Annotated in this window: 25 protein-coding genes; 13 read left to right on the top strand and 12 right to left on the bottom strand. The window is 71.2% G+C overall.

The features are described 5' to 3' along the window. Positions 1-38: 38 nt before the first annotated feature. Together JTJ31_RS05990 and pdxH are read right to left on the bottom strand one after the other, a co-directional pair. On the bottom strand, positions 39-1,469 hold the full coding sequence (locus JTJ31_RS05990) for a bifunctional aminoglycoside phosphotransferase/ATP-binding protein (protein WP_328805681.1): 1,431 nt from the start codon (positions 1,467-1,469) through the stop codon (positions 39-41). Next, a complete protein-coding gene (gene pdxH / locus JTJ31_RS05985) occupies positions 1,466-2,047 on the bottom strand; it encodes a pyridoxamine 5'-phosphate oxidase (protein ID WP_207537697.1) in 582 nt (193 codons plus the stop codon). Before pdxH ends, JTJ31_RS05990 begins: the two co-directional genes overlap by 4 nt. A 101-nt stretch (positions 2,048-2,148) precedes the next feature. Between pdxH and fabI the strand changes: the two genes are divergently transcribed. Continuing rightward, positions 2,149-2,979, top strand: a complete 831-nt coding sequence (fabI, locus tag JTJ31_RS05980) for an enoyl-ACP reductase FabI (protein ID WP_207537696.1) — start codon at positions 2,149-2,151, stop codon at positions 2,977-2,979. 7 nt (positions 2,980-2,986) lie between these two features. Here fabI and JTJ31_RS05975 read toward each other — a convergent pair whose 3' ends face one another. Further along, positions 2,987-3,793, bottom strand: a complete 807-nt coding sequence (locus JTJ31_RS05975) for a transglutaminase-like domain-containing protein (protein ID WP_207537695.1) — start codon at positions 3,791-3,793, stop codon at positions 2,987-2,989. A 166-nt stretch (positions 3,794-3,959) separates the two neighbouring features. Here JTJ31_RS05975 and JTJ31_RS05970 point away from each other — a divergent pair, with 166 nt between their 5' ends. After that, on the top strand, positions 3,960-4,913 hold the full coding sequence (locus tag JTJ31_RS05970; RefSeq protein ID WP_207537694.1) for a PRC-barrel domain-containing protein: 954 nt from the start codon (positions 3,960-3,962) through the stop codon (positions 4,911-4,913). Positions 4,914-4,955: 42 nt separating this feature from the next. Here the strand turns inward: JTJ31_RS05970 and JTJ31_RS05965 are convergent, their stop codons facing one another. Beyond that, on the bottom strand, positions 4,956-6,071 hold the full coding sequence (locus tag JTJ31_RS05965; protein ID WP_207537693.1) for an NADH:flavin oxidoreductase/NADH oxidase: 1,116 nt from the start codon (positions 6,069-6,071) through the stop codon (positions 4,956-4,958). After that, positions 6,068-6,877, bottom strand: a complete 810-nt coding sequence (locus JTJ31_RS05960) for a DUF2272 domain-containing protein (RefSeq protein ID WP_207537880.1) — start codon at positions 6,875-6,877, stop codon at positions 6,068-6,070. Before JTJ31_RS05960 ends, JTJ31_RS05965 begins: the two co-directional genes overlap by 4 nt. Positions 6,878-6,931: 54 nt before the next feature. Between JTJ31_RS05960 and JTJ31_RS05955 the strand changes: the two genes are divergently transcribed. Next, the gene (locus tag JTJ31_RS05955) at positions 6,932-8,398 is read left to right on the top strand and encodes an FAD-dependent oxidoreductase (protein WP_207537692.1); all 1,467 of its coding nucleotides are present in this window, start codon (positions 6,932-6,934) and stop codon (positions 8,396-8,398) included. Here JTJ31_RS05955 and JTJ31_RS05950 read toward each other — a convergent pair. The 4 genes from JTJ31_RS05950 to aroA form a co-directional block, all read right to left on the bottom strand. Continuing rightward, positions 8,353-9,075, bottom strand: a complete 723-nt coding sequence (locus tag JTJ31_RS05950) for a response regulator transcription factor (protein WP_207537691.1) — start codon at positions 9,073-9,075, stop codon at positions 8,353-8,355. The genes JTJ31_RS05955 and JTJ31_RS05950 overlap by 46 nt on opposite strands. A gap of 312 nt (positions 9,076-9,387) precedes the next feature. Next, a complete protein-coding gene (rpsA, locus tag JTJ31_RS05945) occupies positions 9,388-11,073 on the bottom strand; it encodes a 30S ribosomal protein S1 (protein WP_207537690.1) in 1,686 nt (561 codons plus the stop codon). Positions 11,074-11,282: 209 nt separating this feature from the next. Continuing rightward, on the bottom strand, positions 11,283-11,912 hold the full coding sequence (gene cmk, locus JTJ31_RS05940) for a (d)CMP kinase (protein WP_207537689.1): 630 nt from the start codon (positions 11,910-11,912) through the stop codon (positions 11,283-11,285). Further along, positions 11,909-13,252, bottom strand: a complete 1,344-nt coding sequence (gene aroA / locus JTJ31_RS05935; RefSeq protein ID WP_207537688.1) for a 3-phosphoshikimate 1-carboxyvinyltransferase — start codon at positions 13,250-13,252, stop codon at positions 11,909-11,911. The genes cmk and aroA overlap by 4 nt, the downstream gene beginning before the upstream one ends. A gap of 118 nt (positions 13,253-13,370) precedes the next feature. Between aroA and JTJ31_RS05930 the strand changes: the two genes are divergently transcribed. From JTJ31_RS05930 to JTJ31_RS05890, 9 genes are all read left to right on the top strand, one after another. Continuing rightward, positions 13,371-13,694: a TIGR02300 family protein gene (locus JTJ31_RS05930; RefSeq protein ID WP_207537687.1), complete on the top strand. Its 324-nt coding sequence runs from the start codon at positions 13,371-13,373 to the stop codon at positions 13,692-13,694. A 62-nt stretch (positions 13,695-13,756) separates the two neighbouring features. Continuing rightward, positions 13,757-14,254 (top strand): invasion associated locus B family protein, encoded by a 498-nt coding sequence (locus tag JTJ31_RS05925; RefSeq protein WP_207537686.1) that lies wholly within the window; start codon positions 13,757-13,759, stop codon positions 14,252-14,254. Beyond that, positions 14,251-15,462: a 23S rRNA (adenine(2503)-C(2))-methyltransferase RlmN gene (gene rlmN / locus JTJ31_RS05920; protein WP_207537685.1), complete on the top strand. Its 1,212-nt coding sequence runs from the start codon at positions 14,251-14,253 to the stop codon at positions 15,460-15,462. Before JTJ31_RS05925 ends, rlmN begins: the two co-directional genes overlap by 4 nt. Further along, the gene (locus tag JTJ31_RS05915; protein ID WP_207537684.1) at positions 15,459-15,761 is read left to right on the top strand and encodes a hypothetical protein; all 303 of its coding nucleotides are present in this window, start codon (positions 15,459-15,461) and stop codon (positions 15,759-15,761) included. The genes rlmN and JTJ31_RS05915 overlap by 4 nt, the downstream gene beginning before the upstream one ends. Beyond that, positions 15,758-16,906 (top strand): MFS transporter, encoded by a 1,149-nt coding sequence (locus JTJ31_RS05910; protein WP_207537683.1) that lies wholly within the window; start codon positions 15,758-15,760, stop codon positions 16,904-16,906. Before JTJ31_RS05915 ends, JTJ31_RS05910 begins: the two co-directional genes overlap by 4 nt. 70 nt (positions 16,907-16,976) lie before the next feature. Further along, entirely contained in the window at positions 16,977-18,212 is a 1,236-nt protein-coding gene (locus JTJ31_RS05905; protein ID WP_207537682.1) for an argininosuccinate synthase, read from the top strand. A 15-nt stretch (positions 18,213-18,227) separates the two neighbouring features. After that, positions 18,228-19,079, top strand: a complete 852-nt coding sequence (locus tag JTJ31_RS05900) for a potassium channel family protein (protein WP_207537866.1) — start codon at positions 18,228-18,230, stop codon at positions 19,077-19,079. 43 nt (positions 19,080-19,122) lie between these two features. After that, entirely contained in the window at positions 19,123-19,719 is a 597-nt protein-coding gene (locus tag JTJ31_RS05895) for an FMN-binding negative transcriptional regulator (protein WP_207537681.1), read from the top strand. A 1-nt stretch (position 19,720) separates the two neighbouring features. Next, positions 19,721-20,485 (top strand): short-chain dehydrogenase/reductase, encoded by a 765-nt coding sequence (locus JTJ31_RS05890; protein ID WP_207537680.1) that lies wholly within the window; start codon positions 19,721-19,723, stop codon positions 20,483-20,485. Here the strand turns inward: JTJ31_RS05890 and JTJ31_RS05885 are convergent. From JTJ31_RS05885 to JTJ31_RS05875, 3 genes are read right to left on the bottom strand one after another with little or no spacing between them, the layout of a single operon-like run. Beyond that, entirely contained in the window at positions 20,475-21,236 is a 762-nt protein-coding gene (locus JTJ31_RS05885; protein ID WP_207537679.1) for an alpha/beta fold hydrolase, read from the bottom strand. The genes JTJ31_RS05890 and JTJ31_RS05885 overlap by 11 nt on opposite strands. Then, positions 21,233-21,514: a PGPGW domain-containing protein gene (locus JTJ31_RS05880; protein WP_207537678.1), complete on the bottom strand. Its 282-nt coding sequence runs from the start codon at positions 21,512-21,514 to the stop codon at positions 21,233-21,235. The genes JTJ31_RS05885 and JTJ31_RS05880 overlap by 4 nt, the downstream gene beginning before the upstream one ends. 31 nt (positions 21,515-21,545) lie before the next feature. Continuing rightward, a complete protein-coding gene (locus JTJ31_RS05875) occupies positions 21,546-22,283 on the bottom strand; it encodes an aspartate/glutamate racemase family protein (protein WP_207537677.1) in 738 nt (245 codons plus the stop codon). A gap of 1 nt (position 22,284) precedes the next feature. On the opposite strand from JTJ31_RS05875, the gene JTJ31_RS05870 reads away from it, so the two are divergent. Further along, positions 22,285-23,442: a M20/M25/M40 family metallo-hydrolase gene (locus JTJ31_RS05870; protein ID WP_328805680.1), complete on the top strand. Its 1,158-nt coding sequence runs from the start codon at positions 22,285-22,287 to the stop codon at positions 23,440-23,442. The last annotated feature ends 9 nt before the right edge of the window (positions 23,443-23,451 follow it).

Genomic DNA, 23,451 nt, shown 5'->3' with positions numbered 1-23,451 from the left:
CTCGGTCCCCCAGCGGATTCGTTCGGTTCGTCCGTCGTTTATGCCGGGCCGCCGCTGGGAAGGTCCAGCGTCATGAACGCGGCTGGCAGCGGGTCGGCCTCCGCCGGCAGAACCGTCCAGCGCATCGGGCCAGGGTCGCGCGACGCCGCATCCTCCAGCACGGCCACCGTGGCGTCCGAGGCATCGCCACGCCTCGCCTCGACCCGCGCCCGCAACACGTCGAGCGGCGCGTCCAGCCAGAAGCCCGTGAATGAAACGCCGCAGGCCGCGATCGCGTCACGCTCTTCCGCGCGCAGGAACACCGCATCGGCCACCACCGCATGCCCGCCCGCCAGGGCCGCGCGCGCCATGCGGCGCATCTCCGCGAAGACCGCCGCGCTGGCCTCCGCAGTGTAGGCCCTGGCAGGCAGTTTTTCCTCCGGCAGGACGCCGTGCATCCGCTTGCGGATCTCGTCCGAGCGCAGCACCAGCGCCCCCGGCGCGGGGCCGAGCAGCGGGGCAAGGCGCCGCGCCAGGGTAGATTTTCCCGTCCCCGGCAGCCCGCCCACCGCCACCAGCCGGCCGGGGGCGGGCCGCAGCGCCGCCTCGGCGAAATCGAGCAGTGCCGCCCAGTCCCCGCCGCGACGCCGCTCGACATGTGCGCGAATCATCGCCCGCAGCGACAGCCACAGGGGCAGGGCGGCGACGAGCCCGGCATCGTCGCCGCGCGCCACGTAGCGGTTCAGCACGGCATTCGCCGCCGCCCGCCCATGCCGCATCTCCAGGTCCATCAAGAGGAAGGCGAGGTCGTAGCCGACATCGATCGTCGCCAGCGCCTCGTCGAATTCCAGCGCGTCGAAGGGGCAGGGGCGGCCCTCGATCAGGCAGAGATTTCCCAGATGCAGGTCGCCATGGCAGCGCCGCACCCGCCCCTCCGCGGCGCGTTGCGCGAGGAAGGGGGAAAGGCGCCCATGCAGCGCCTGCGCCGCTGCGTGCCAAGCCTCCACACGTCCGGGCGGCAGCCCGGCCTCCAGCGCCGCCTGCCGGTTCTGCGCGATGACGCCATCGAGCGCGCCATCGCCCGGAAGCGGCGGCGCCGCCTTGTGCAGCGCCCACACCGCATCGGCCAGGGCGGCGGCGTCGGGCATGGGCGCGCAATCCAGGAAGGATTCGGGCGGCAGCCGCGCCATGCGCAGCACCCATTCCACCGGCGCCCCATCGCCACCCAGGCGCAGCGCGCCGTCGGCCCCGCGCGTGATCGGCTCCACGCCGCGATACATCCCCGGCGCGTGCGGCGCGTTCAGCGTCATCTCGCGCCGCAGCAGTCGCTCGCGCTCATCAAGGCGGGTGAAGTCGAGGAAGCCGAGATCCACCGCCTTCTTCATCTTGAAGGCGTCCCCGCCGCGCAGCGCGATCAGCGAGACATGCGTCTCCCGCACGGAATCAGCGAGGCCGCGGAGGAAGCGCTCCGCTTCCTCCTGCCCGCTCACGGGAATAGCGCCTCTTCCCCCCACGCACCCGTGCCTTCGCGCGTGAAGACGCGGCGCTCATGCAGGCGGAAGGGCATGTCGCGCCAGAATTCGATGCGATCGGGAACCAAGCGGAAGCCCGACCAGTGCTCCGGGCGCGGGATCTCGCCCAGGCCGAAGCGCGCCGTGTATTCCGCCACCGCCTTCTCCAGCGCCCAGCGCCCTTCCAGCGGGCGCGACTGGCGCGATGCCCAGGCGCCGATGCGCGACCCGCGCGGGCGCGAGGCGAAATACGCGTCCGCTTCCGCGTCCGAAACCATCTCGACCGGCCCCTCGACGCGCACGGAACGACGCAGCGACTTCCAGTGGAAGCACAGCGCCGCGAAGCGATTGGCCAGCAGCTCGCGCCCCTTGCGGGATTCGAGGTTGGTGTAGAACACGAAGCCGCGCGCATCCTGTCCCTTCAGCAGCACCATGCGCGCCGAGGGCCGCCCTTCCGGCGATGCCGTGGCGAGGCAGGTGGCGTTGGGGTCGTTCGGCTCGCTGCGGTCCGCTTCCGACAGCCATTCGGCGAAGATCGCGTGGGGATCCTGGGTCATGCGCCCTTCCTGGGAATGGTCCGGGACTTGCCCGGCCAGGGGGCATGTGCCACCACCACCGGGCTCCCGCAACGACCCCGCAGCCCCTTCACGGACCCGCGATGACCGAATCTCCCATCCCGACCGGAACGCTCATGCAGGGGCGGCGCGGCCTCATCATGGGCGTGGCGAATGATCGCTCCATCGCCTGGGCCATCGCCCGCGCCTGTGCGGCGCAGGGCGCGGAACTCGCCTTCACCTACCAGGGCGAGGCGCTGGAGAAGCGCGTGCGCCCCCTGGCCGCGACGGTGAACAGCGACCTCGTCCTGCCCTGCGACGTCGGCTCGGACGAGGACATGGACCGCGCCTTCGGCGAGGTGGAGAAGCGCTGGGGCAAGCTGGACTTCCTCGTCCACGCCATCGGCTTCGCGGACAAGCAGTTCCTGCGCGGCCGCTTCCTCGACACGCCGCGCGAGGCCTTCCTGCAGGCGCTCGACATCTCCTGCTATTCCTTCGCCGCCACCGGCCGCCGCGCCGCCGCGCTGATGGGGGAGGGGGGCTCGCTTCTCACCCTGTCCTATCTGGGCGCGGAGAAATGGGTGCCGCACTACAACGTGATGGGCGTCGCCAAGGCCGCGCTGGAGGCCAGCGTGCGCTACATGGCCGCCGATCTCGGCCCGCGGAACATCCGCGTGAACGCCATCTCCGCCGGGCCGATCAAGACGCTCGCCGCCTCGGGCATTGGCGATTTCCGCTACATCCTGAAGTGGAACCAGTACAACGCGCCGATGCAGCGCAACGTGGGTCTGGAAGAGGTCGGTGGCGCCGGCCTCTACCTTCTCTCGCCGCTCTCCACCGGAGTGTCGGGCGAGGTCCACCACGTGGATTGCGGCTACCACATCGTCGGCATGAAGAACCCCGAGGCGCCGGACCTTTCCATCGAGAAGGGCTGACGCGGGCTTAGCGCACCTCCTCCGTTTCGACGTGGAAGCGGAGGAGGGTGTGGATGCCGAAGCTCGTCACCATCGCCGTGTCGGCCGCGTCGCGCCCGCGCGCCATCAGGATGCGGCCGATGCGCGGATGGTTGTGCCGCGCGTCGAAGCTGTACCAGGCTCCGCCGAGATAGGCCTCGAACCAGGCGCTGAAATCCATCGGATAGGGCGCGGGCGGCACACCGATATCGCCCAGATAGCCGGTGCAGTAGCGCGCCGGGATGTTCATGCAGCGGCACAGCGCGATGGCGAGGTGGGCATAGTCCCGGCACACGCCGCATCCCAGATCCTGCGCTTCCCCCGCCGAGCGGGTCGGGTCGGCCTGGTTGTAATTGAAGGCGATGCGCTGGTGCACGTGGTCGCAGATCGCCTGCACCCGCCCCCATCCTGGCGGCGTGCCGCCGAACAGGCTCCAGGCCAAGTCCGACAACCGGTCCGTGTCGCAATAGCGACTGCCGTGCAGGAAGGGCAGCGTGTCGTCCGGCAGATCCTCCACCCGATGCTGCTCCGCATCGGGCCAGACCGGATCAGGCGCGCCGCTATCCCACACATGAACCTCCGAGCGGAGGATGATCCGCCCCGCCGGCGCCACGAGGCGATGGGCGACATTGCCGAAGGCGTCGCGGAACTCGCGGAAAGGGATGGGCGGGTCCGATTGGAGGCGCTGTTCCCCCAACAGATCGGGCAGGCGCGAAGGGTGCAGGCTCAACAGGAGGATCATGGGCGTGGGCTGGGGACAGTCCATCGCGATCTCGAAGCCGGCCCTGATTTCCATGCGTGGCCTCCTGCCGAGCTTCATCCAGTCCCGCCCGGACTGTGTCGAAACTTGGGCGAAGATGAAGGGTTGTTCATCCCATTCCTGTTGATGCGATTTGTCGCGCGGCGCGGCTTGTCCTGGCCTACCCGATACGGGCGGCCGACCCCTCCGAGGAGGAACGAACATGACGCAGCGCATTCCCGCATCGCTCGTGGCCCTGTCGCTGCTGGCGGCGGGCCCGGCCCTGGCGCAGGGCACCACCCCAGCCCAGACCGCGCAGCCCCAGCAACCCGCCCAGCCACAAGCGGGGGCGGCGAATTGTCAGGCCGAGCTGAACGGCTTCGGCCGCACCATGGACGAGGAAGGTTTCTGGCTGGACGGCTACCGCCGGGGCATTGCCGCCGCAGTGGCACCGGCAGGCGCTTTGCCGCCCGGCACCGCCATCCCGCCGGGCACCGCGCCCAATATGGGCCACGGCGCAGGCGGACGCAGCGGCACGACCACGGGCACGGCCGGACAGCAGGCCCCAGCCAGCCAGCCGCAAGCCGCCCCGCGCGACCCCCTGGCCCGCGTGGACTGGAACGCCGCCCCGGTCCAGTCGCTCCGCACCCTCTACGCCGCAGCGCATGTGCTGCCCGCCAATGGCAGCGACGCCGCCTGCCGCACCGTGCTGGAGGAGGCGCACCGGATCTACGGCGCCTACGCCACCCAGCTTCGCCAGGCCGGTGTCGAGCCGGGCGAGATCCGCACCTACCGCCAAAGCCAGCTGGCCCAGGCGCGGCCGGTCACGGAGCTGGGCCACGGCATGCGGGTGGACGACATCACCGGCACCGATGTCCGCAACCCACAGGACCAGCGCCTGGGCACCGTGCAGGACGTGATCCTGGACCCGCGCAGCGGCCGGATCGCCTATGCGATCCTGGGCCGCGGCGGCTTCCTCGGCATCGGGCGCGACTATGTCGCCGTGCCCTGGTCGCAGCTGCGCGCCGCGCCGGGCATGCGGAGCCTTGTGCTCGACGTGACGGAGCAGCGGCTGGAACAGGCGCCGCAGGTGGATCGCAACGCCTTCGCCAACGAGGCCGAATTCACGCGCCGCCGCGGCGAGATCGACCGCTTCTGGAGCGGCCGCGCCGGATAGGGCGGGAAGCGGCCCGGCGCGCGAGGCGCCGGGCCATGTGACTCACAGCGCGGGCAGCGGCTCGCCCACCCCGCGCTCCAGCCCGCCGAACTGGCCCAGCGAGCTCCAGCCGCGATCATATTGCGGCGGGACGCGCAGCGCGGATTGCTCGCCCAGCGCCACCGCGGCGTTGAGCACCCAGTAGGGGTCGCGCAGGAAGGCGCGCGCCAGCAGCACCATGTCGGCCTTGCCGTCCTGCAGCGCCGCCTCGGCCTGATGCGCGTCGGTGATCATCCCCACCGCCATCACCGCGATCCCGGCGCCGCGGCGCACCGCCTCCGCGCCCGGAAGCTGGTAGCCGGGGCCGACCGGGATCTTCTGCCGCGCATCCAACCCGCCGGAGGTCACGTCCACGAAGTCGCAACCGTCCTCCTTCAGCCGGCGCGACAGCTCCACCGTCTCCTCCGTGGTCCAGCCGCCTTCCACCCAGTCGGTGTGTGAAAGCCGCACCCCCAGCGCCACATCGCCCGGCAGGGCGGCGCGCAGCCGCCCCATCGTCTCGCGCACGATGCGGGTGCGGCCATCGAAGCCGCCGCCCCAGCGATCGTTGCGCCGGTTCGCCAGCGGCGACAGGAACTGGTGCAGCAGGTAGCCATGCGCGCCGTGCAGCTCGATGACGCGATAGCCGGCGCGCACCGAGCGCTCCGCCGCCGCCACCGTCGCGACCATCGTCTCCTCAATCTCCGCCTCGCTCATCGCGCGCGGCTGGGCGTAGCCGGTGAAGGCCTCCGCGCTCGGTGCCACCGCCTCCCAGCCCGGATCGGCGGCGCCGCTGTCCCAGGCCGGCAGGCGGCTGCCCTTACGGCCGGCATGCGCCAGCTGGATTGCCGGCACCGCGCCCATCGCCGCGATCGCCGCTGCCAACCGCGTGTGGCCCACGACATGCTCGTCGCTCCAGATGCCGAGGTCGCGCGGGCTGATCCGCCCTTCCGGCACCACCGCCGCCGCCTCCGTCATCACCATGCCCGGCCCGGCCACGGCGCGGGACACGAGATGGGCGAGGTGCCAGTCGGTCGGGCGGCCATCCTCGCCGGCGCAGTACTGGCACATGGGCGACACGCCGACGCGGTTGCGGAAGGTGACGCCACGCAGCGTCCAGGGGGAAAGCAACAGGCTCAAGATCGATTCTCCTGATTCCAGGGCGGCAGGCGCCCCAGCCGATTTTCCATGATCACGAGGGCAGGGCGCGGATTCGGCAAGACCCGCCCGGCCGCGTCGGCAGGCACCCGTACCAGCGTCACAGCGTCCTCCACGTTGCCGCCCACCGCCTCCACCACGCCCGGCGCGGTGGCGACCACCACGTCGCAATGCATGGGCCGGAACTGCCCGCGCTCAGAGGCGCGCAGCCCCCAATACGGCAAGGCATTGCGCGAGCGGTCGCGGCAGAGGAGGTCGCCGGTGCGCGGCGCATAGGCCGCCGGGTCGCGCGGCACGAAGGCCGCCAGGGTCGGATACGCGGCAAAGACCGCGTCCAGGTGGTCGAGGTAGCGCGAATGGGAGGCGGAGGGCGCGAATTCCACGCTGTCCACCCCCGCCGCACCGATCAGCCAGGAGATGAAGGCCGCCGACCAGTAGGGCTCGGCCCAGAGCGGCGACGCCTCGCCGCGCAGCGCCCCGGCATAGAGGGCGCGGTTGCGCGGGATGGCATCCCCGGCATCCGGCACGGAACGCCAATAGGCCAGGACGCGCGGGAAGCTTTCCGGGTCGCTCTCCCGCGCTGGATAGGCGGGGAGGCAGGGACCGGCCGCCGGCTCCCCAATCTCGCCGGTCACGCGGCAGCCCCATTCGCGCCATTCCTCCAGCGCCAACCGCAGCAGCCTTTCCCGCGCCGCCACCGGATAGGGCAGGGGCTGCGGGGGAGGGGGCGGCGGCGCCGGGGCGGCGCAGGCGGCCAGGAGCAGGAGGAGGGGGAGCAGGCGGAGCACGGCGCAGCCATGCAACGGGGGGACAGCGGGGGCAAGACCGCGTATGAACCGGCCATGCCCGACGAGACCCGCCCGGTGGGCGGACGCCACTTCTTTCAGAGCCCGGTCTTCTCCGCCGGGCCGCGAAGCCGCCGCGCCCCCACGGGCGAGATCTGGCACGAGGCGGCGCGCGATATCCCCGTCCATGCGCGCTGCGACGTGCTGGTGGTGGGCGGCGGCCCGGCCGGCGTGGCGGCCGCCATTGCCTCTGCCCGCCTCGGCGCCCGCACCATCCTGGTAGAGCGGCACAACCACCTGGGCGGGCTCTCCACCGGCGGCCTCGTCATCTGGATCGACCGGATGACGGATTGGAACGGCCAGCGCGTCATTCGCGGCTTCGCCGAGGAATTCCTGTCCCGCCTGCCCCCCGGCGCCGTCTCCGGCCCGCCCCCCTCCGCCTGGGGTGCGCGCGACGCCGCCTCCGCCGCTTGGTGGGGGCAGCGCACCGCTGCCTTCCACGGCACCGTCACCCATTCCCCCACTTGCGACCCGGAAGCGATGAAGCTCCTGGCGCAGGAGATGGTGCTGGAATCCGGCGCTGAGATCCTGTTCCACGCCTGGGGCGCCGAGCCCCTGCTGCGCGACGGCGCGGTGCAAGGCGTGGCCTTCGAAAGCAAGCAGGGACGCCGCGCCATCCTCGCCGCCTGCACGGTGGACGCGACGGGCGATGGCGACCTCTACGCCCGCGCCGGTGCCCCCTTCGAGGCCGACGTGGACCCGGACGACATCCATGGCTGCATGAACACCTCCTGGCTGTTCGGCGGGGTGGACATGCCGCGGCACCTTCGCTGGCGCACCGAGCGCCCGGCGGAATGGAGCGAATTCCTCCGCCGCGGCCGCAAGAAGCTGCGCTTCTTCGACAAGGCCTTCGTGTCCTGGCGCGACGACGTGGCGCTGTTCATGGGGCCACGCCTCGCCGGCTTCTCGGCGGTGGAGGTGGACGACCTCTCCGAGGTGGAGATCCGCTCCCATCGCCTCATGGCCGCGCATCTCGCAGCCTATCGCGAGGAGGCGCCGGGCTTCGAGGGCGCCTATCTCATGCTCTCCGCGCCGCAGCTCGGCGTGCGCCACGCCCGCCGCCTGCGCGGTGTCTCCGCCATCCTGCGCGAGCACTGGGACGGCCGCATCGCCCCGGACGAGATCGGCGTCTCACCCAGCCTCGCCACGAAATTCCCCAACGTCTCCGTGCCCTATGGCGCCCTGGTGCCCGAGGCGCTGGACGGGCTCCTGGCCCCCGGGCGGCATCTGAGCTGCGATGCCTCCAGCCACTCCTTCCTGCGGGAAATCCCGCAATGCTGGCTGACCGGCCAGGCGGCGGGGGCGGCCGCCGCGCTCTCCGTTGCGGCGGGGGTGACGCCGCGCCGCTTGCCGGTGGAGCGTCTGCAGGGGGTGCTGGCCGGGCAGGGCGTGTATTTCTCGCCCCGCCTGGAGGCTCCTCAGAAGGCCGCGGCCAGCGCCCTCTCCGCCTCGGCGGCGCGATAGGCCGGCGCTGGCTCGCGCACGATGTAGCCGCGGCCCCAGACCGTGCCGATCACGTTCTGGGCGCCCGATTGCTGCAGCTTCTTCCGGAGCTTGCAGACGAAGACGTCGATGATCTTGGCGTCGGGCTCGTCCATGCCGCCATAGAGGTGGTCCAGGAAGTTCTCCTTGGACAGCACCGTGCCCCGGCGCAGCATCAGCAGTTCCAGGATGGCGTATTCCTTGCCCGTCAGATGGACCGGGCGCCCCTGCACCGCGACCTCCTTCGCTGACAGGTCGAGGGAGAGGGCTCCCATCTGGATGCGCGGCTGGCTGAACCCCTTGGAGCGGCGGATCATCGCCTGCATCCGCGCCGCCAGTTCATCCGGGTCGAAGGGCTTGGCGAGGTAGTCATCGGCACCCGATTGCAGCGCCTTGACCTTGGCCGTCGTCTTGTTGACGGCGGAGAGCACCATGACCGGCGCCTCAATGCGTGCCCCGCGCAGCCGCGTCACCACCTCGAACCCCTCGATGTCGGGCAGCATTACGTCCACGATCACGGCGTCGTAGTCGTAGAGCCGGGCGAGTTCGAGTGCCTCGGCGCCACAATCGGCCACGTCCACGATCATGCGGTGCTGCTGCAACTGGAAGCTGATACCACGGGCGGCGCTGTGGTCGTCTTCGACGAGCAGGATACGCATTCTTGGTCTCTCCACACTTTTTGCGTGTGGAAACTTACCACTCGGCGTTGCGTTACCATAGATGGAAGCACGCGAAACTGCGCTTTTAAAAAGAAATCACCGGGAAATTGACCAGTTATCGCTAAAAAAATACCTGCTTCATGAACGGGAACCGAATTCGTCCCCGGCGTAGTAAGGATTTCCCGGCGACCGAGAGACGATCCTGGTGGGCCTCACCTGATGCGACTGCGTCTCGCAAACTGCGAAGCCCGGGCAAGAAAGAGGGGCGGACCCGAAGGCCCGCCCCCATTCCCTCGACGCTGAGGGGAAGGATCACTCCTCCCCGGCCAGCTCCCGGCGGCGGCGGATGGCCGCGCCCAGGATGTCGCCCAGCGAGGCGCCGCTGTCGGCCGTGCCGTACTCGCGAACGGCCTCCCGCTCCTCCTCGATCTCCTTGCCCTTGATGGTCAGGGACAGGCGACGGGCGGCGCGGTCCACCGCGGTGATCTTGGCGTCCACCTTCTCGCCGATGGCGAACTTCTCCGGACGCTGGTCCTGGCGGTCGCGCGCCAGTTCCGCACGGCGGATGAAGCCGGTGAGCACGTCGTCCACCTTCACCTCGATGCCATTGGCCTCGACCTTGGTGACGGTGCAGGTGACGATCTCGCCCTTGCGGACGCGGTCCAGCACCTCGGCGGCCGGGTCGGCCTCAAGCTGCTTGATGCCGAGGGAGATGCGCTCCTTCTCGACGTCCACGTCCAGCACCTTGGCCTTCACCACGTCGCCCTTCTTGTAGGACGCCATGGCCTGCTCGCCCGGGAGGTCCCAGGACAGGTCGGACAGGTGCACCATGCCATCCACGTCGGGGCCGACGCCGATGAATAGGCCGAACTCGGTGATGTTGCGGATCTCGCCCTCGATCACGCTGCCCAGCGGGTGCGCCTGCAGGAACAGCTCCCACGGGTTGCCCTGGGCCTGCTTGAGGCCGAGCGAGATGCGGCGCTTCGGCTCGTCCACGTCCAGGATCATCACGTCCACCTGCTCGGAGGTGGCGACGATCTTGCCCGGATGGACGTTCTTCTTGGTCCAGGACATCTCGGACACGTGCACGAGGCCCTCGACCCCCGGCTCCAGCTCCACGAAGGCGCCGTAGTCGGTGATGTTGGTCACGCGGCCCGAGAAGCGGGCGCCCACCGGGTACTTCAGCGCCACGCCGTCCCACGGATCGGCCATCAGCTGCTTCATGCCCAGCGAGATGCGCTGCGTGTCCTGGTTGAACCGGATCACCTGCACCTTGACCGGCATGCCGATCGTCAGCGCCTCGGAGGGGTGGTTGATGCGGCGCCACGCGATGTCGGTCACGTGCAGCAGCCCGTCCACGCCGCCCAGGTCCACGAAGGCGCCGTAGTCGGTGATGTTTTTCACCACGCCGTCCAGCACCATGCCTTCCTTGAGGCCCTGCACCAGCTCGGCGCGCTGCTCGGCACGCGTCTCCTCGAGAACCGCGCGGCGGCTCACGACGATGTTGCCGCGGGCGCGGTCCATCTTGAGGATCTGGAAAGGCTGCTTCTGACCCATCAGCGGGCCGACGTCGCGCACCGGGCGGATATCCACCTGCGAGCCGGGGAGGAACGCGACCGCGCCGCCCAGATCCACGGTGAAGCCGCCCTTGACGCGGCCAAAGATCACGCCGTCCACGCGCTGGTTGGCGGAGAAAGCCTTCTCAAGCGTGGTCCAGGCCTCCTCGCGGCGCGCCTTCTCGCGGCTCAGCACGATGGAGCCGTCACGGTCCTCGTAGCGCTCGACGAAGAGGTCGACCACGTCGCCGGGGTTCACCTCCGGCTTGGCGCCCTGCGGGGCGAATTCCTTGAGCGGAACGCGGCCTTCGCTCTTGAGGCCCACATCCACCACGGCCACGTCGTCATCGATGCGGATGACCTTGCCGGTGACCACGGAACCGGCGAAGCCGGTGTTTGCGCCGAGCATCTCATCGAGGAGAGCGGCGAAATCTTCTGCCATGAAGCGGTTTTGTCCTGGGTCCGAGAAACGGGGCCGAACTTGCCCCGCGACTGGTGCCTGCGCCCCCCGGGATCAAAGCATCCGGGGCACGTCCTGCCTTTCCGCGGCCTTCAGGCGTCGCGGCGGCCGATGGTGGGGCGTGTCACGGTTCGCCCCGATCCGGCCACATAGATGCGGCCGCCGTTAAATCGGCGCATTCCATGCCACAGTCAAGCGGAAAGCTTGCTTTTACCGGCAATCAATGCCAGCGCCATCCGGAAAGCGGCTTCCGCGTCCAGGTCGGTCGTGTCCAGAAGCAGCGCATCCGGCGCCGGAATCAGCGGCGCCACGTCGCGCGCGGCATCCCGCGCGTCGCGCGCCGCCATCTCCGCCTCCACCGCCTCCAGCGTCGCTTCCTGGCCGCGGCCCAGCATTTCCAGGTGGCGGCGCCGCGCCCGCTCGCGCGGATGCGCCGTGACGAAGAGCTTCACCTCGGCCTCCGGGAACACCACCGTGCCGATGTCGCGCCCATCCAGCACCGCGCCGCGCTCCTGCCCGAAGCGGCGCTGGAACTCCAGCAGCGCCGCCCGCACGCCGGGAATGGCCGCGACCTTGCTGGCCGCCTGGTCCTGGGCCGGGCCGCGCAGATCGCCGCGCGCCGTGTCCTCCGGGTGCAGCGCCCGCGCTGCCGCCTCGGCCGCCACCGGGTCAGCCGGGTCCGCCCCGGCATCCAGCACGCGCCGCCCCACAGCGCGGTACAGCAGCCCCGTATCCAGATAGGGCAGGGACAGGTGCTGCGCGAGGCGCCGCGCCAGCGTCCCCTTGCCGGCCGCCGCGGGCCCGTCCACCGCGATGATCATCCGATGCTCCCCGCCCCGGCGGCGCCGTTCATCAGCGACGTGAAGCCGGGAAAGGAGGTGGCGATGAAGGCGCCGTCATCCACCCGCATCCCGTCGCGCGAGGCCAGCCCCAGCACCAGCCCCGACATGGCGAGGCGATGATCCATGTGCGTCCGCACCGTCCCGCCGCCGGGCGGTTTGCCGCCGCATCCCTCGATGACGAGGTCGTCCCCCTCCACTACGCAGCGCACCCCGGCCGCCTCCAGCATCGCCGCCGTGCCGAGGAGGCGGTCGCTTTCCTTCACCCGCAGCTCGGCGAGGCCGCGGAACCGGCTCTGCCCCCGCGCGCAGGCCGCGGCGACGGCCAGGATGGGGTATTCGTCGATCATGGAAGGGGCGCGCTCCGCCGGCACGTCCACCCCGCGCAGCTCCGAACCCCTTGCCAAGAGATCGCCCACGGGCTCGCCCCCCTCGGTGCGCGGATGCTCGACCGTCAGCGATGCCCCCATCTCGCGCAGCGTGTCGAAGAGCCCGGTCCGCAGCGGGTTCAGCCCGACATTGCCGATGACGAGGCGCGAGCCCGGCACCAGCAGCGCTGCGACGGCGAAAAAGGCGGCGGAGGAGGGGTCGCCCGGCACCGCCACCGGCGCGGCCACCAGCTCCGGCTGGCCTTCCAGCTCGATCACCCGGCCCGCGCCCTCCACCCCGACGCGCACCGTGGCGCCGAAATGCCGCAGCATGTTTTCCGAGTGGTCGCGCGTCGCCTCGCGCTCCACCACCCGCGTCGTGCCGGGGGCGCAGAGCCCGGCCAGCAGGCAGGCGCTCTTCACCTGGGCAGAGGCGAGGGGCAGCACGTAATCCAGCGGCAGTGGGTCGCGCGCCCCCTCGATGGCGAGGGGCAACCGCCCGCCCTCCCGCCCGCGGAAGATGGCGCCGGTCGCGGCCAGGGGTTCCGTTACGCGCTTCATCGGGCGGCGGCGCAGGCTGGCATCGCCCGTCATCACCGCGAAGATCGGGTGGCCCGCCAGCACGCCGCAGATCAGCCGCGCCGCCGTGCCGCTATTGCCCATGTCCAGCACGTCATCCGGCTCGGCCAGGCCGCCAATGCCGCGCCCTGCTACGCGCCAGCGACCCTCCCCCTGCCGCTCGACCTCCGCGCCCAGGAGGCGCATGGCGGCGGCGGTGCGCAGCACGTCCTCGCCTTCCAGCAGGCCGGTGATCGCCGTCTCGCCCACCGCCAGGGCGCCGAACATCAGCGCGCGGTGGCTGATAGACTTGTCGCCGGGCACGGCGATGCGCCCCTCCAGCGGGCGGGCGGCGGGGCGGGCGGAAACCGGGCTCGGGACGGCGTGGTCGGGCATGATGGGGCCCGGTTTGACACCGCCGCGCGCGCCGTGGCAATGCGCCCCGCCCGCGCGGAGCGTGGGGAATCAAGGCCCCGCCGCCTGGCGTGCGGGGAATCAAGGATTGGAAGGCTCCATGGCCAAGCCGGAACTCGGTCTGAAGCGTGTCTGCGTGTCGTGCAGCACGAAGTTCTACGACCTCACCAAGCAGCCTGCGATCTGCCCGAAATGCGGCGCCGAGCAGCCGGCCGAGCAGCCCCGCCTGCGCCGCCCCGCTGCCCCGCTGCCGGATGACAAGCTGAAGAAGCGCGGCACCGCGACGGAGGCCGACACGGACGACGTGGAGTTGGACGACGTGGATGCCGAGGCCGGCATCGAGGATGCGGATGAGCTGGAAGACGAGGACGAGGCGATCGACGCCGACATCGAGGTCGAAGGCGAGCGCGACGAAGAGGGCTGACACGCCCCCTGGACAGGCCGGGCGCTGTTGTCGCCCGGCCCCCGCGGATTTATCTACCCGCGATGCGCTTCCTCCTCGCCGCCCTGCTGATCGCCGCCGGTCCCGCCCTGGCCCAGAATCGCCCGGCCGCCCTGGGCGAGTTCCAGTCCTGGACCGCCGCCACCCATCAGGAGGGCGGGCAGAAGGTCTGCTACGCCTTCGCCCGCGCCCGCTCGGCCGAGGGGGCAGGGAATCGCGAGGCCCGCAACGTCATGCTGATCGTCACCCACCGCGCCAACGGGCGCGACCAGGTGGCGGCCCGCGTCGGCTACTCCTATGCCCGCGGCGCGGAGCCGAAGCTCTCCATCGGCTCGGGCGAGTTCCCTTTCTACACCTCCGGCGACAATGCCTTCGCCCGCGACGGCCGCGCCGTGGTGACCGCCCTGCGCGGGGGGCGCGACGCCCAGCTGCGCGGCCCCGGCCCCAACGGGCGCGGCACGGCCACGGACACCTTCCCCCTCAGCGGCTTCTCCGCGGCCTATGAGGCCATCTCCCGCGAATGTCCGGCAGGGCGCCGATGAACGCCTTCCCCCCGCATAGCCGCGTCCTCCCCGCCGCGGACCAGATGACGGAGGCGGAGCGCAGCCGCATCCTCGCCAAGGCCGCGCTCTTCGCCCCGCCGCCCCTGCTGGACGAGCAAGGGCGCCGCGACCTCGTCGGCCTGTCGCGCGAGGAGCTGGCGGCGGAAATGGCCGAGATCGGCGAGAAGCCCTTCCGCGCCAAGCAGCTTTGGCACTGGATCTACCACCAGGGCGAGCGCGACTTCGCGAAGATGACCACCATCGCGAAGCCGCTCCAATCCAAGCTGGCCGAGCGCTTCACCGTCGGCCGCCCCGGCGTCGCCGCCGAGCAGACCAGCACGGACGGCACGCGCAAGTGGCTCTTCGAGGGGCGCGACGGCCAGAAGGTCGAGACGGTCTACATCCCGGAGGAGGATCGCGGCGCCGTCTGCATCTCCACCCAGGTGGGCTGCACCCTGTCCTGCCGCTTCTGCCACACCGGCACGCAGAAGCTGGTCCGCAACCTCTCCGCCGCCGAGATTGTCGGCCAGTTCATGGCCGCGCGCGACTCCTACGGCGAATGGCCCACCCCCAAGGGCGAGGAGGGCCGCATGCTCTCCAACATCGTCGTGATGGGCATGGGCGAGCCGCTCTACAATTACGAGAACGTCGCCAAGGCGCTCACCATCATCATGGATCATGAGGGGATCGGCCTGTCCCGCCGCCGCATCACCCTCTCCACCTCCGGCGTCGTGCCGATGATGGATCGCTGCGGCGCGGAGCTCGGCGTCAACCTCGCCGTCTCGCTCCACGCCGTGCGCGACGAGCTGCGCGACGAGATCGTGCCGCTGAACCGCAAGTACCCGATCAAGGAGCTGCTGGACGCCTGCCGCCGCTATCCCGGCGCCTCCAACGCCCGGCGCATCACCTTCGAATACGTCATGCTGCGCGGCGTGAACGACAGCGAGGCCGAGGCGCACGAATTGGTGCGCCTGCTGCGCGGCCTCCCGGCCAAGGTGAACCTGATCCCGTTCAACCCCTGGCCCGGCAGCCCCTATAAGACCTCGACGCCCGAGGCCTTGCAGCGCTTCGCCGCCATCGTGAACGACGCCGGCTATTCCTCGCCGATCCGCCGCCCGCGCGGGCGCGACATCCTGGCCGCCTGCGGCCAGCTCAAGACCGAGAGCGAACGGGCGCGGCGCGCCACGCGGGACGAAAACCCGGCGTGAGCGGCTTCGCCGACCTGCGCGCGCGCTTCGCCGGCCGCGCGGGGGCCGGCACGAAGCGCGGATTCGGGCGGGACAGCCTGACGGTGGGCGGCCGCATCTTCGCCCTTCCCGATGGCGACTCCCTGGTGCTGAAGCTGCCCGCCCCGCTTGTGGACGCGCTGGTGGAGTCCGGCACCGGGGTGCCCTGGGACGCGCATCGCGGCCGGGCCTTGCGCGAATGGGTGGCGTTGGGCCCGGGCACGGCCGCGCGATGGCCCGAACTGGCGGAGGAGGCCTGGCGGGCCGGCGGCGGGGCGTGAGCGCCGCGCCCGCTCCGCTCGGCCTCCTCGCCCTCGGAGGCTTCGCCACCGGCTTCGGCATGCGGATGCTCGACCCGCTGCTGCCGCTGATGGCCTCGGGCTTCAACACCACCGTTTCCGCCGTCGCCGTGCTGATCGCGGCCTTCATGCTGCCCTATGGCGCCGGGCAGATCCTCAACGGCCCGCTGGGCGACCGCTTCGGCAAGCCGCGCGTCGCCAGCCTCGCCCTCTTGCTCTACGGCACCGTGACGATGCTGGCCGTCTTCGCCTCCACCCTGGGCGAGGTGACGGTGATGCGCGCCCTGGGCGGGCTCTTCGCCGGGGCGGTGATCCCGCTGCTGATGGCGCATGTGGGCGACAGCGTCCCCTATGAGGAGCGCCAGGGCGCCATCGGTCGCTTCCTCACCGGCAACGTCATGGCGACCATGCTGGCCGGCCCCATCTCCGGCGCGCTGGGCGAGGCGCTGGGCTGGCGCGCCTCCTTCCTGGCGGGCGGGATGCTGGCCTTCGGCGTGGCGACGCTGCTGTTCTGGCGGCTGGTGCGCGGCCAGCCCATGCCGCCGCGCTCCGCCCTTTCGGCCTTTGCCGGCTATGCGCGCCTCCTGCGCGCCAAGGCCGGGCGGCGGCTGATGCTGGTGGCGGCGCTGAACGGCTCGCTGCTCTTCGGCGGGGCCTTTCCCTTCATCCCCTCCTTCCTGATCGAGGATTTCCGGCTTTCGGCCGGCGAGGCGGGGCTGGTCACCGCCGGCTTCGGCGTCGGCGCCCTGCTCTACACCCGCATCGCCAAGCGCCTCGTCGCCCGCTTCGGCGAGGAGGGGCTGCTGCGCCTGGGCGGCCTGTCCCTGGCCGTGCTGCTGACCGCCATCGCCCTGTCGCCGCATTGGGGGGTGGTGCTGGCGGCGCAGCTTTGCGTCGGCCTGGCCTTCTTCATGTTCCACGGCGTCCTGCAGGCCCGCGCCACCGAGGCGCTGCCCGAGGCGCGCGGCACGGCGGTGAGCGCCTTCGCCATGGCGCTGTTCCTGGGGCAGACCGTGGGGAGCCTGATCTTCGCGGGGCTGATCGCGTGGGTGGGGTATCGGTGGGGGTTTGGGGTGGCGGCGGTGGGGGTCGCGGCCCTCGCGCTCTGGGCGCAGGGGCGCCGATAGGCTTGCCCCCCTGCCGAACCCCTGGCATCCCTCCGCCCGACATTCGGTGACAGAAGGCCAAGGCCAGACCATGCGCGTGAAGGGTGTGAAGAAAGTCGTCCTCGCCTACTCCGGCGGGCTCGACACCAGCGTGATCCTCAAGTGGCTCCAGACCACCTATGGCTGCGAGGTGGTGACCTTCACCGCCGACCTCGGCCAGGGCGAGGAGCTCGGCCCGGCGCGCGACAAGGCCAAGCTTCTCGGCATCAAGGAAGAGAACATCTTCATCGACGACCTGCGTGAGACCTTCACGAAGGACTTCGTCTTCCCGATGTTCCGCGCCAACGCGCTGTACGAGGGGCTGTACCTCCTCGGCACCTCCATCGCCCGCCCGCTGATCGCCCAGCGCCAGATCGAGATCGCGGAGCAGGTGGGCGCCGACGCCGTCTCCCACGGCGCCACCGGCAAGGGCAACGACCAGGTCCGGTTCGAGATCAGCTATTACGCGCTGAAGCCCGACATCAAGATCATCGCCCCCTGGCGCGAATGGGACCTCGCGAGCCGCACCAAGCTGATCGAGTTCGCCGAGCAGCATCAGATCCCCATCGCCAAGGACAAGCGCGGCGAGGCCCCGTTCAGCGTGGACGCCAACCTCCTGCACAGCAGCAGCGAGGGCAAGATCCTGGAGGAGCCCTGGGACGCGCCGGATGAGATGGTCTGGCAGCGCACCATCTCCCCCATGGAAGCGCCGGACACCCCGACCGAGATCACGATCCAGTTCAAGCGCGGCGACGCGGTGGGCATCAACGGCGAGGCCCTCTCCCCCGCCGCGCTGCTCACGAAGCTGAACGCGCTGGGCAAGGAGAACGGCATCGGCCGCCTCGACCTCGTCGAGAACCGCTTCGTCGGCATGAAGTCCCGCGGCTGCTACGAGACGCCGGGCGGCACCATCCTCCACTACGCCCACCGCGCCATCGAGAGCATCACGCTGGACCGCGAGGCGGCGCACCTGAAGGACAGCCTGATGCCCCGCTACGCGGAGTGCATCTACAACGGCTTCTGGTTCTCGCCGGAGCGCCGCATGCTCCAGGCGCTGATCGATGCGAGCCAGGAAAGCGTGGAGGGCGAGGTGCGGCTGAAGCTCTACAAGGGCAACGTCATCGTGTCCGGCCGCCGCTCGCCGCACAGCCTCTACTCCATGAAGCACGTCACCTTCGAGGAGGACCAGGGCGCCTACGACCAGTTCGACGCCCAGGGCTTCATCAAGCTGAACGCGCTCCGCCTGCGCCTCGGCGCCATGGCGGGACGGCGCGGCGGCGCGTTGTGACGCGCCGCTCCATGCATCGGCCGCTCCGCGGCCAAGCTGGCGCGCTGTGACGCAAGCCGGCGGCAACGGGGCCTCGCCCTGATCGCGCGCCAACATGGGTGGCGGACCAGACTCCGCCACCTCTACACCGCCGCGTCGCCCCCGGCGCGGAACTTCCGCTACGGCCTGCTGATCCTGGACCTCGCCAGCATCACCTGGATCGTCTTCGCCTCCTTCCTGCCCCTCGGCCCGGTCGTCTTCGCGGTGGACATGGCCTTCGGCGCCGTGCTCCTGGCCGAGTTCATCGCCCGCCACGCCATCCGCGAACGCCCCTGGCACACCGCGCTGCGACCGCTGGAGGTGGCGGATTTCGTCGCCATCCTCACCCTGCTGCTCTCGCCGCTGCTCCAGCACTTCCTGGGCTTCCTGCGCGTGCTGCGGATGCTGCGCCTCTTGAACTCCGCCCGCATCGCCAAATCCCTGCGCGAGGACTGGGATCTGTTCCGCCAGAACGAGGACGCGGTGATGGCGGCCGCGCAGCTCATCGTTTTCCTGTTCATCATGACCGGCATCGTGTTCGAGCTGCGCTGGCTGCTGCGCCCCGCCGTCGAGAACTATGGCGACGCGCTGTATTTCGTCGTCACCGCCCTCACCACAACCGGCTTCGGCGACTTCGTGCCCCAGGACACCAGCGGGCGGATGCTGGCGGTCTTCATCATGCTGGCGGGCGTCACCCTGTTCCTGCGGCTGGCCCAGGCGCTGTTCCGCCCACGCAAGGTGCGCCACCCATGCCCCAGCTGCGGCCTTCAGCGCCACGAGACGGATGCCGTGCACTGCAAATCCTGCGGCACCCTGATCAACATCCCGAACGACGACGAGAGCATCTGAGCAGAGCTGGACGCGCCCAGGGACCCGGCGCATCCTCGCCGCCATGTACAACCCGCCGCATTTCCGCGAGGACCGGCTCGAGATCCTCCTGCCCATCATGCAGGCCCCGCGCATGGCGCTGCTGGCCTGCCAGGGGCCGGATGGCGTGCCGAGCCTGTCGCACCTGCCGCTGCTGACCGATGGGATCACCGTGGTCGGCCACCTGGCCCGCGCCAACCCGCAGATCGCGGCGCTGCGCGCGGCGGGCCGCGCCATCGCCGTCTTCACCGGCGCGGAGGGCTACGTCTCCCCCAGTTCCTACGCCTCCAAGGCCGAGCATCACCGCGTCGTCCCCACCTGGAACTACGAGGCCGTCCATGCCGAGGGCCCAGTGGAGCTGGTGGACGATGCGGAGCGGCTGCGTGGCATCGTCGCCCGCCTGACCGACCATCACGAGGCCGGGAGCGCCACGCCCTGGTCGGTGGACGACGCCCCCGCGCCCTTCATCGCCGGGCAGCTCAAGGGCATCGTCGGCGTGGTGCTGCGGGTCGAGGTGCTGACCGGCAAGCGCAAGCTTTCGCAGAATCGCAGCGAGGCCGACCGCGAGGGCGTGCTGCGCGATGCCGCCCCCGAACTCGCCGCCGCCATGAGGACCGCCTGAGATGGATATGGGACTGAAGGGGCGCCGCGTCGTCGTGACGGGCGCCAGCCAGGGAATCGGCCGCGCCTGCGCCGAAGCCTTCGCCGCAGAGGGTTGCGACATCGTCCTCGCCGCCCGCCAGCCGGAGGAGGCGGCCGCCGATCTCCGCGCCCGGTTCCAGGTGCGGGTGGAGGCCGTCGCCGCCGATCTGTCCCGCCCGGAAGAGCGGCAGCGCCTCTTCGACGCCGCGCCGGATGCCGACATCCTGGTGAACAATGCCGGCGCCATCCCGAGCGGCGGCATCGGCGACCTTTCGATGGAGGATTGGCAGGCGGCCTGGGACCTCAAGGTCTTCGGCTATTTCCACCTGACCCAGCTTTTCCTGAAGCCCATGCGGGCGCGCGGCTCCGGCGTCGTGCTCAACGTCATCGGCATGGCCGGGCGCGCCTGGAAGCCGGCCTATATCGCCGGCACGGCGGGCAATGCGGCGCTGATCGCCTTCACCTCGGCGGTCGGAGCGGATGCGCAGAAGGACGGGGTGCGCGTCCTCGGCATCAACCCCGCCGTCACCCGCACCCCGCGCATGCAGCGCCAGGCGCGCTGGCGCGCCGAGCAGGCGCTGGGCGACGCGGATCGCTGGCCGGAAATGGTTCAGGGCCTGCCCTTCGGCCGCCCGATCGAGCCGGCGGAGATCGGCGCGCTCGCCGTCTTCGCCGCCAGCCCCCGCGCCGCCTACCTGAACGGCACGGTGCTGGATTTGGACGGCGGCGGCCAGTTCAAGGGCTGATCCCGGCGGCGCGGAGCAGCTCCGTCGCGTCGCCCTGCATGGGCAGCAAATGCCCGCGCCCCGGCAGGAAGACCGGCTCCACGCCGAGGAACTCGCCCAGCCGCCGCGTCGCGGCCGCCGAGACCAGCCCATCCTCCGCCCCCGCGAGGAGCCGCACGGGGCAGGGGGGGCGGCCGTAGTGGGCCTTCCGCATGGCGAAGGAAGCGCGCCAGGATTCCTCCTGCGCCACCGCCTGCGCCCGCGCCACCAACTCCTCCGGGGCGTCCGGTGTCAGCAGCAGGGCGCGGCACGTCTCGGGATTCAGCATCGGCGCCAGCAAGCTGCCCGTCCGCATTGCGTCCCAGGTGGCGCGGGGGCGGTGCCAGAACACGCGCAGCGCCTCGCGTCTCCAGCCGTCGCGTGGGGGTGGCGCCAGCAGGACCAGCCCGGCCAGGGGCGCGCGCTCCGCCGCCAGCAGCCCTAGCAGCGCCCCCATGGAATGCCCGACCAGTACGGGCGGGCGCGGCAGGGTCCGCAGCACGCGCAGCACGTCATCCAGGTAGTCGTCCAGCGTCCAGTCCTGCAGCCTCTCCCGGCCGCCGCTCGCGCCATGGCCGCGCAAGGAAAGGGCCAGGCAGCGCCCGGGGCAGGCGGCGATCACCTCGCGCCACATCGCGGCCTGGCCCAGCGCGCCATGCACCAGCAGGAATTCGGGTGCCTCCACGCCGAGCCGCTCCAGCGCCGGCGCCTCGGCCTTGGCGGCCAGCCTCACCGTCGCCGCAGGATGCCGCGCACCCGCGTCACCTGCCGGTTGGTCCAGTCCATCGCCTTCTGCTCGCGCGCCTCCACCGCCGGGATCAGCGCGGGCCAGCGTGCGCGGATCACCCCGACGCCGCGATGCGCCCAGACATACTGGTCGCGCAGGACGAACACCCCCAGCGCAACGAATAGGAAGCCAGGCAGCACAGGGAGGGCCAGCCCCACCGGCCCGAGGGCGATGGAAGCGAAGCCAACCGCCTTGCGCCGCCGGCAAGGTCGCAGCTCGATCATGCGGGCCATCTGGCCCTTGGCGGAACCCTGATCAAGCGGATCCGCGCAGCAGGGCGGCCAGTGCTGGGGAAAGCCCGACGCTTTCCTGCCCGTCGCAGGCGGCGAAGGAGCCGACCCGCGCCCGCCCCGGCGCCAGCGCCACCAGCGCCTCGGCCAGTTTCACCGCACAGGCGATCCCATCCAGAAGGGGCACGACGGAGGCGCTGCGCAGCCGCTTGGCCATGCCGGCCAGGGCCGCGCCGCCCAGCACCACCGCATCTGCCCCCTCGCGCACCGCGTGGGTGACGCCGGCCAGGACCACCCGCTCCACCTCCATGGGCTCGCGCACCGCGTCCTGCGGCGTCGCATCCACCCCCACCAGCGAGGCGCAGCGCCCCGCCAGCCCATGCTGGGCGATCCGCTCGCGATAGGTCTCGACGCCGCCGAAGGTGACGAGGCCGAAGCGCCCGCCCAGCAGGCAGGCGGTGAAGCAGGCCGCCTCCGTCATCCCGACCACCGGGCAGGGCATGATCTGCCGCGCGGCCTCCAGCGCCGTGTCGTGGCTCACCGCCAGCACGGCGGCGTCCACCTTCCCCGCATGCTCCGCCAGCAGATCCAGCAGGCCATGCGCCGCGATGGCGTTCTCGGCGCGCGACGCGATCACCGCCGGGCCGAAGCGCGGCGTCGCCGGAAGGATCTCCGTGCCCGGCGAAGCCGCCTCCCGCGCCGCCGCGGCGCAAAGATCCGTGATGGCTTGGGTGGTGTTGGCGTTCGCGAGGAGGAGGCGCATCGTGGAACCATCCAAACAGGGAATCCCGATGGACGCCAAGCTCGACCTTCCCTTTGACGCCGACGCGATGCTCGAGGGGCTTCGCGCCTGGGTGGAGTGCGAAAGCCCCACCCATGATGCCGCGGCGGTGAACCGCATGATGGCGCTGGCAGGGCGCCACCTCGCCCTGATGGGCGCGACGGTGGAGACCATCCCGGGCCGCCTGGGCTTCGGCGACTGCGTGCGCGCGCGCTTCCCGCATGAGAGCAAGGAGAAGGGCATCCTCGTCCTCGCCCATCTCGACACGGTGCATCCGGTGGGCACGCTGCAGAATGGCCTGCCCTTCCGGCGCGAGGGCGCGAAGGCCTACGGCCCCGGCATCCAGGACATGAAGGGCGGCACCTATCTCGCGATCGAGGCGATCGGTCAGCTCATCAAGGCCGGCATCCCCACCTCGCGCCCCGTCACCGTGCTGCTGACCAGCGACGAGGAGGTGGGCTCCCCCGCCACGCGCGACCTGATCGAAGCCGAGGCGGCGCGCCACGCCGTGGTGCTGGTGCCCGAGCCGGCGCGGCCCGATGGCGGCGTGGTCACCGGGCGCTACGCCATCGCGCGCTTCAACCTGCGCACCACCGGCCGCCCCTCCCATGCCGGGGCGCGGCTGGGCGAGGGCCGCTCGGCGATCCGCGAGATGGCAAAGCAGATCGTCGCCATCGAGGAGATGACGACCGAGGCCTGCACCTTCTCCGTCGGCGTGATCCATGGCGGGCAGTGGGTGAACTGCGTCGCCACCCATTGCGACGCCGAGAGCCTGTCCATGGCCAAGCGCCAGGAAGACCTGGACGCGGCGGTGGAGAGGATGCTCGCGCTCCGCTCCACCACCAACGACGTGCAGCTTTCGGTGAAGCGCGGCGTCACGCGACCGGTCTGGGAGCCGGATGCCAAGGTGCTGGCCCTGCACGCCACGGCGGAGAAGCTGGCGAAGCGCCTCGGCTTCTCCCTGCCGCATCAATCGGCGGGCGGCGGCTCGGACGGCAACTTCACCGGCGCCATGGGTATCCCGACCCTGGACGGGCTCGGCATCATCGGCGCCCTGGCCCACACGCTGGAGGAGCATGTGGAGGTGGAGTCGCTGGCCAGCCGCGGCAAGCTCTTCGCCGGGCTGCTGCAGGTGGTGTGACGGCGCAGG

It is taken from the genome of Sabulicella rubraurantiaca (assembly GCF_017355885.1).
Lineage (GTDB): Bacteria > Pseudomonadota > Alphaproteobacteria > Acetobacterales > Acetobacteraceae > Roseococcus > Roseococcus rubraurantiacus.
Note: the sequence above shows the minus strand (reverse complement) of the source record. Positions and strands in the feature narration are given on the sequence as shown.

Excerpts from the sequence above, each read along its gene's own strand:
- pdxH (WP_207537697.1), bottom strand. The coding sequence starts at position 2,047 with ATGACCCAGGATCCCCACGCGATCTTCGCCGAATGGCTGTCGGAAGCG.
- fabI (WP_207537696.1), top strand. The coding sequence starts at position 2,149 with ATGACCGAATCTCCCATCCCGACCGGAACGCTCATGCAGGGGCGGCGC.
- JTJ31_RS05975 (WP_207537695.1), bottom strand. The coding sequence starts at position 3,793 with ATGGAAATCAGGGCCGGCTTCGAGATCGCGATGGACTGTCCCCAGCCC.
- JTJ31_RS05970 (WP_207537694.1), top strand. The coding sequence starts at position 3,960 with ATGACGCAGCGCATTCCCGCATCGCTCGTGGCCCTGTCGCTGCTGGCG.
- JTJ31_RS05955 (WP_207537692.1), top strand. The coding sequence starts at position 6,932 with ATGCCCGACGAGACCCGCCCGGTGGGCGGACGCCACTTCTTTCAGAGC.
- JTJ31_RS05950 (WP_207537691.1), bottom strand. The coding sequence starts at position 9,075 with ATGCGTATCCTGCTCGTCGAAGACGACCACAGCGCCGCCCGTGGTATC.
- rpsA (WP_207537690.1), bottom strand. The coding sequence starts at position 11,073 with ATGGCAGAAGATTTCGCCGCTCTCCTCGATGAGATGCTCGGCGCAAAC.
- cmk (WP_207537689.1), bottom strand. The coding sequence starts at position 11,912 with ATGATCATCGCGGTGGACGGGCCCGCGGCGGCCGGCAAGGGGACGCTG.
- aroA (WP_207537688.1), bottom strand. The coding sequence starts at position 13,252 with ATGCCCGACCACGCCGTCCCGAGCCCGGTTTCCGCCCGCCCCGCCGCC.
- JTJ31_RS05930 (WP_207537687.1), top strand. The coding sequence starts at position 13,371 with ATGGCCAAGCCGGAACTCGGTCTGAAGCGTGTCTGCGTGTCGTGCAGC.
- JTJ31_RS05925 (WP_207537686.1), top strand. The coding sequence starts at position 13,757 with ATGCGCTTCCTCCTCGCCGCCCTGCTGATCGCCGCCGGTCCCGCCCTG.
- rlmN (WP_207537685.1), top strand. The coding sequence starts at position 14,251 with ATGAACGCCTTCCCCCCGCATAGCCGCGTCCTCCCCGCCGCGGACCAG.
- JTJ31_RS05905 (WP_207537682.1), top strand. The coding sequence starts at position 16,977 with ATGCGCGTGAAGGGTGTGAAGAAAGTCGTCCTCGCCTACTCCGGCGGG.
- JTJ31_RS05895 (WP_207537681.1), top strand. The coding sequence starts at position 19,123 with ATGTACAACCCGCCGCATTTCCGCGAGGACCGGCTCGAGATCCTCCTG.
- JTJ31_RS05890 (WP_207537680.1), top strand. The coding sequence starts at position 19,721 with ATGGATATGGGACTGAAGGGGCGCCGCGTCGTCGTGACGGGCGCCAGC.
- JTJ31_RS05880 (WP_207537678.1), bottom strand. The coding sequence starts at position 21,514 with ATGATCGAGCTGCGACCTTGCCGGCGGCGCAAGGCGGTTGGCTTCGCT.
- JTJ31_RS05875 (WP_207537677.1), bottom strand. The coding sequence starts at position 22,283 with ATGCGCCTCCTCCTCGCGAACGCCAACACCACCCAAGCCATCACGGAT.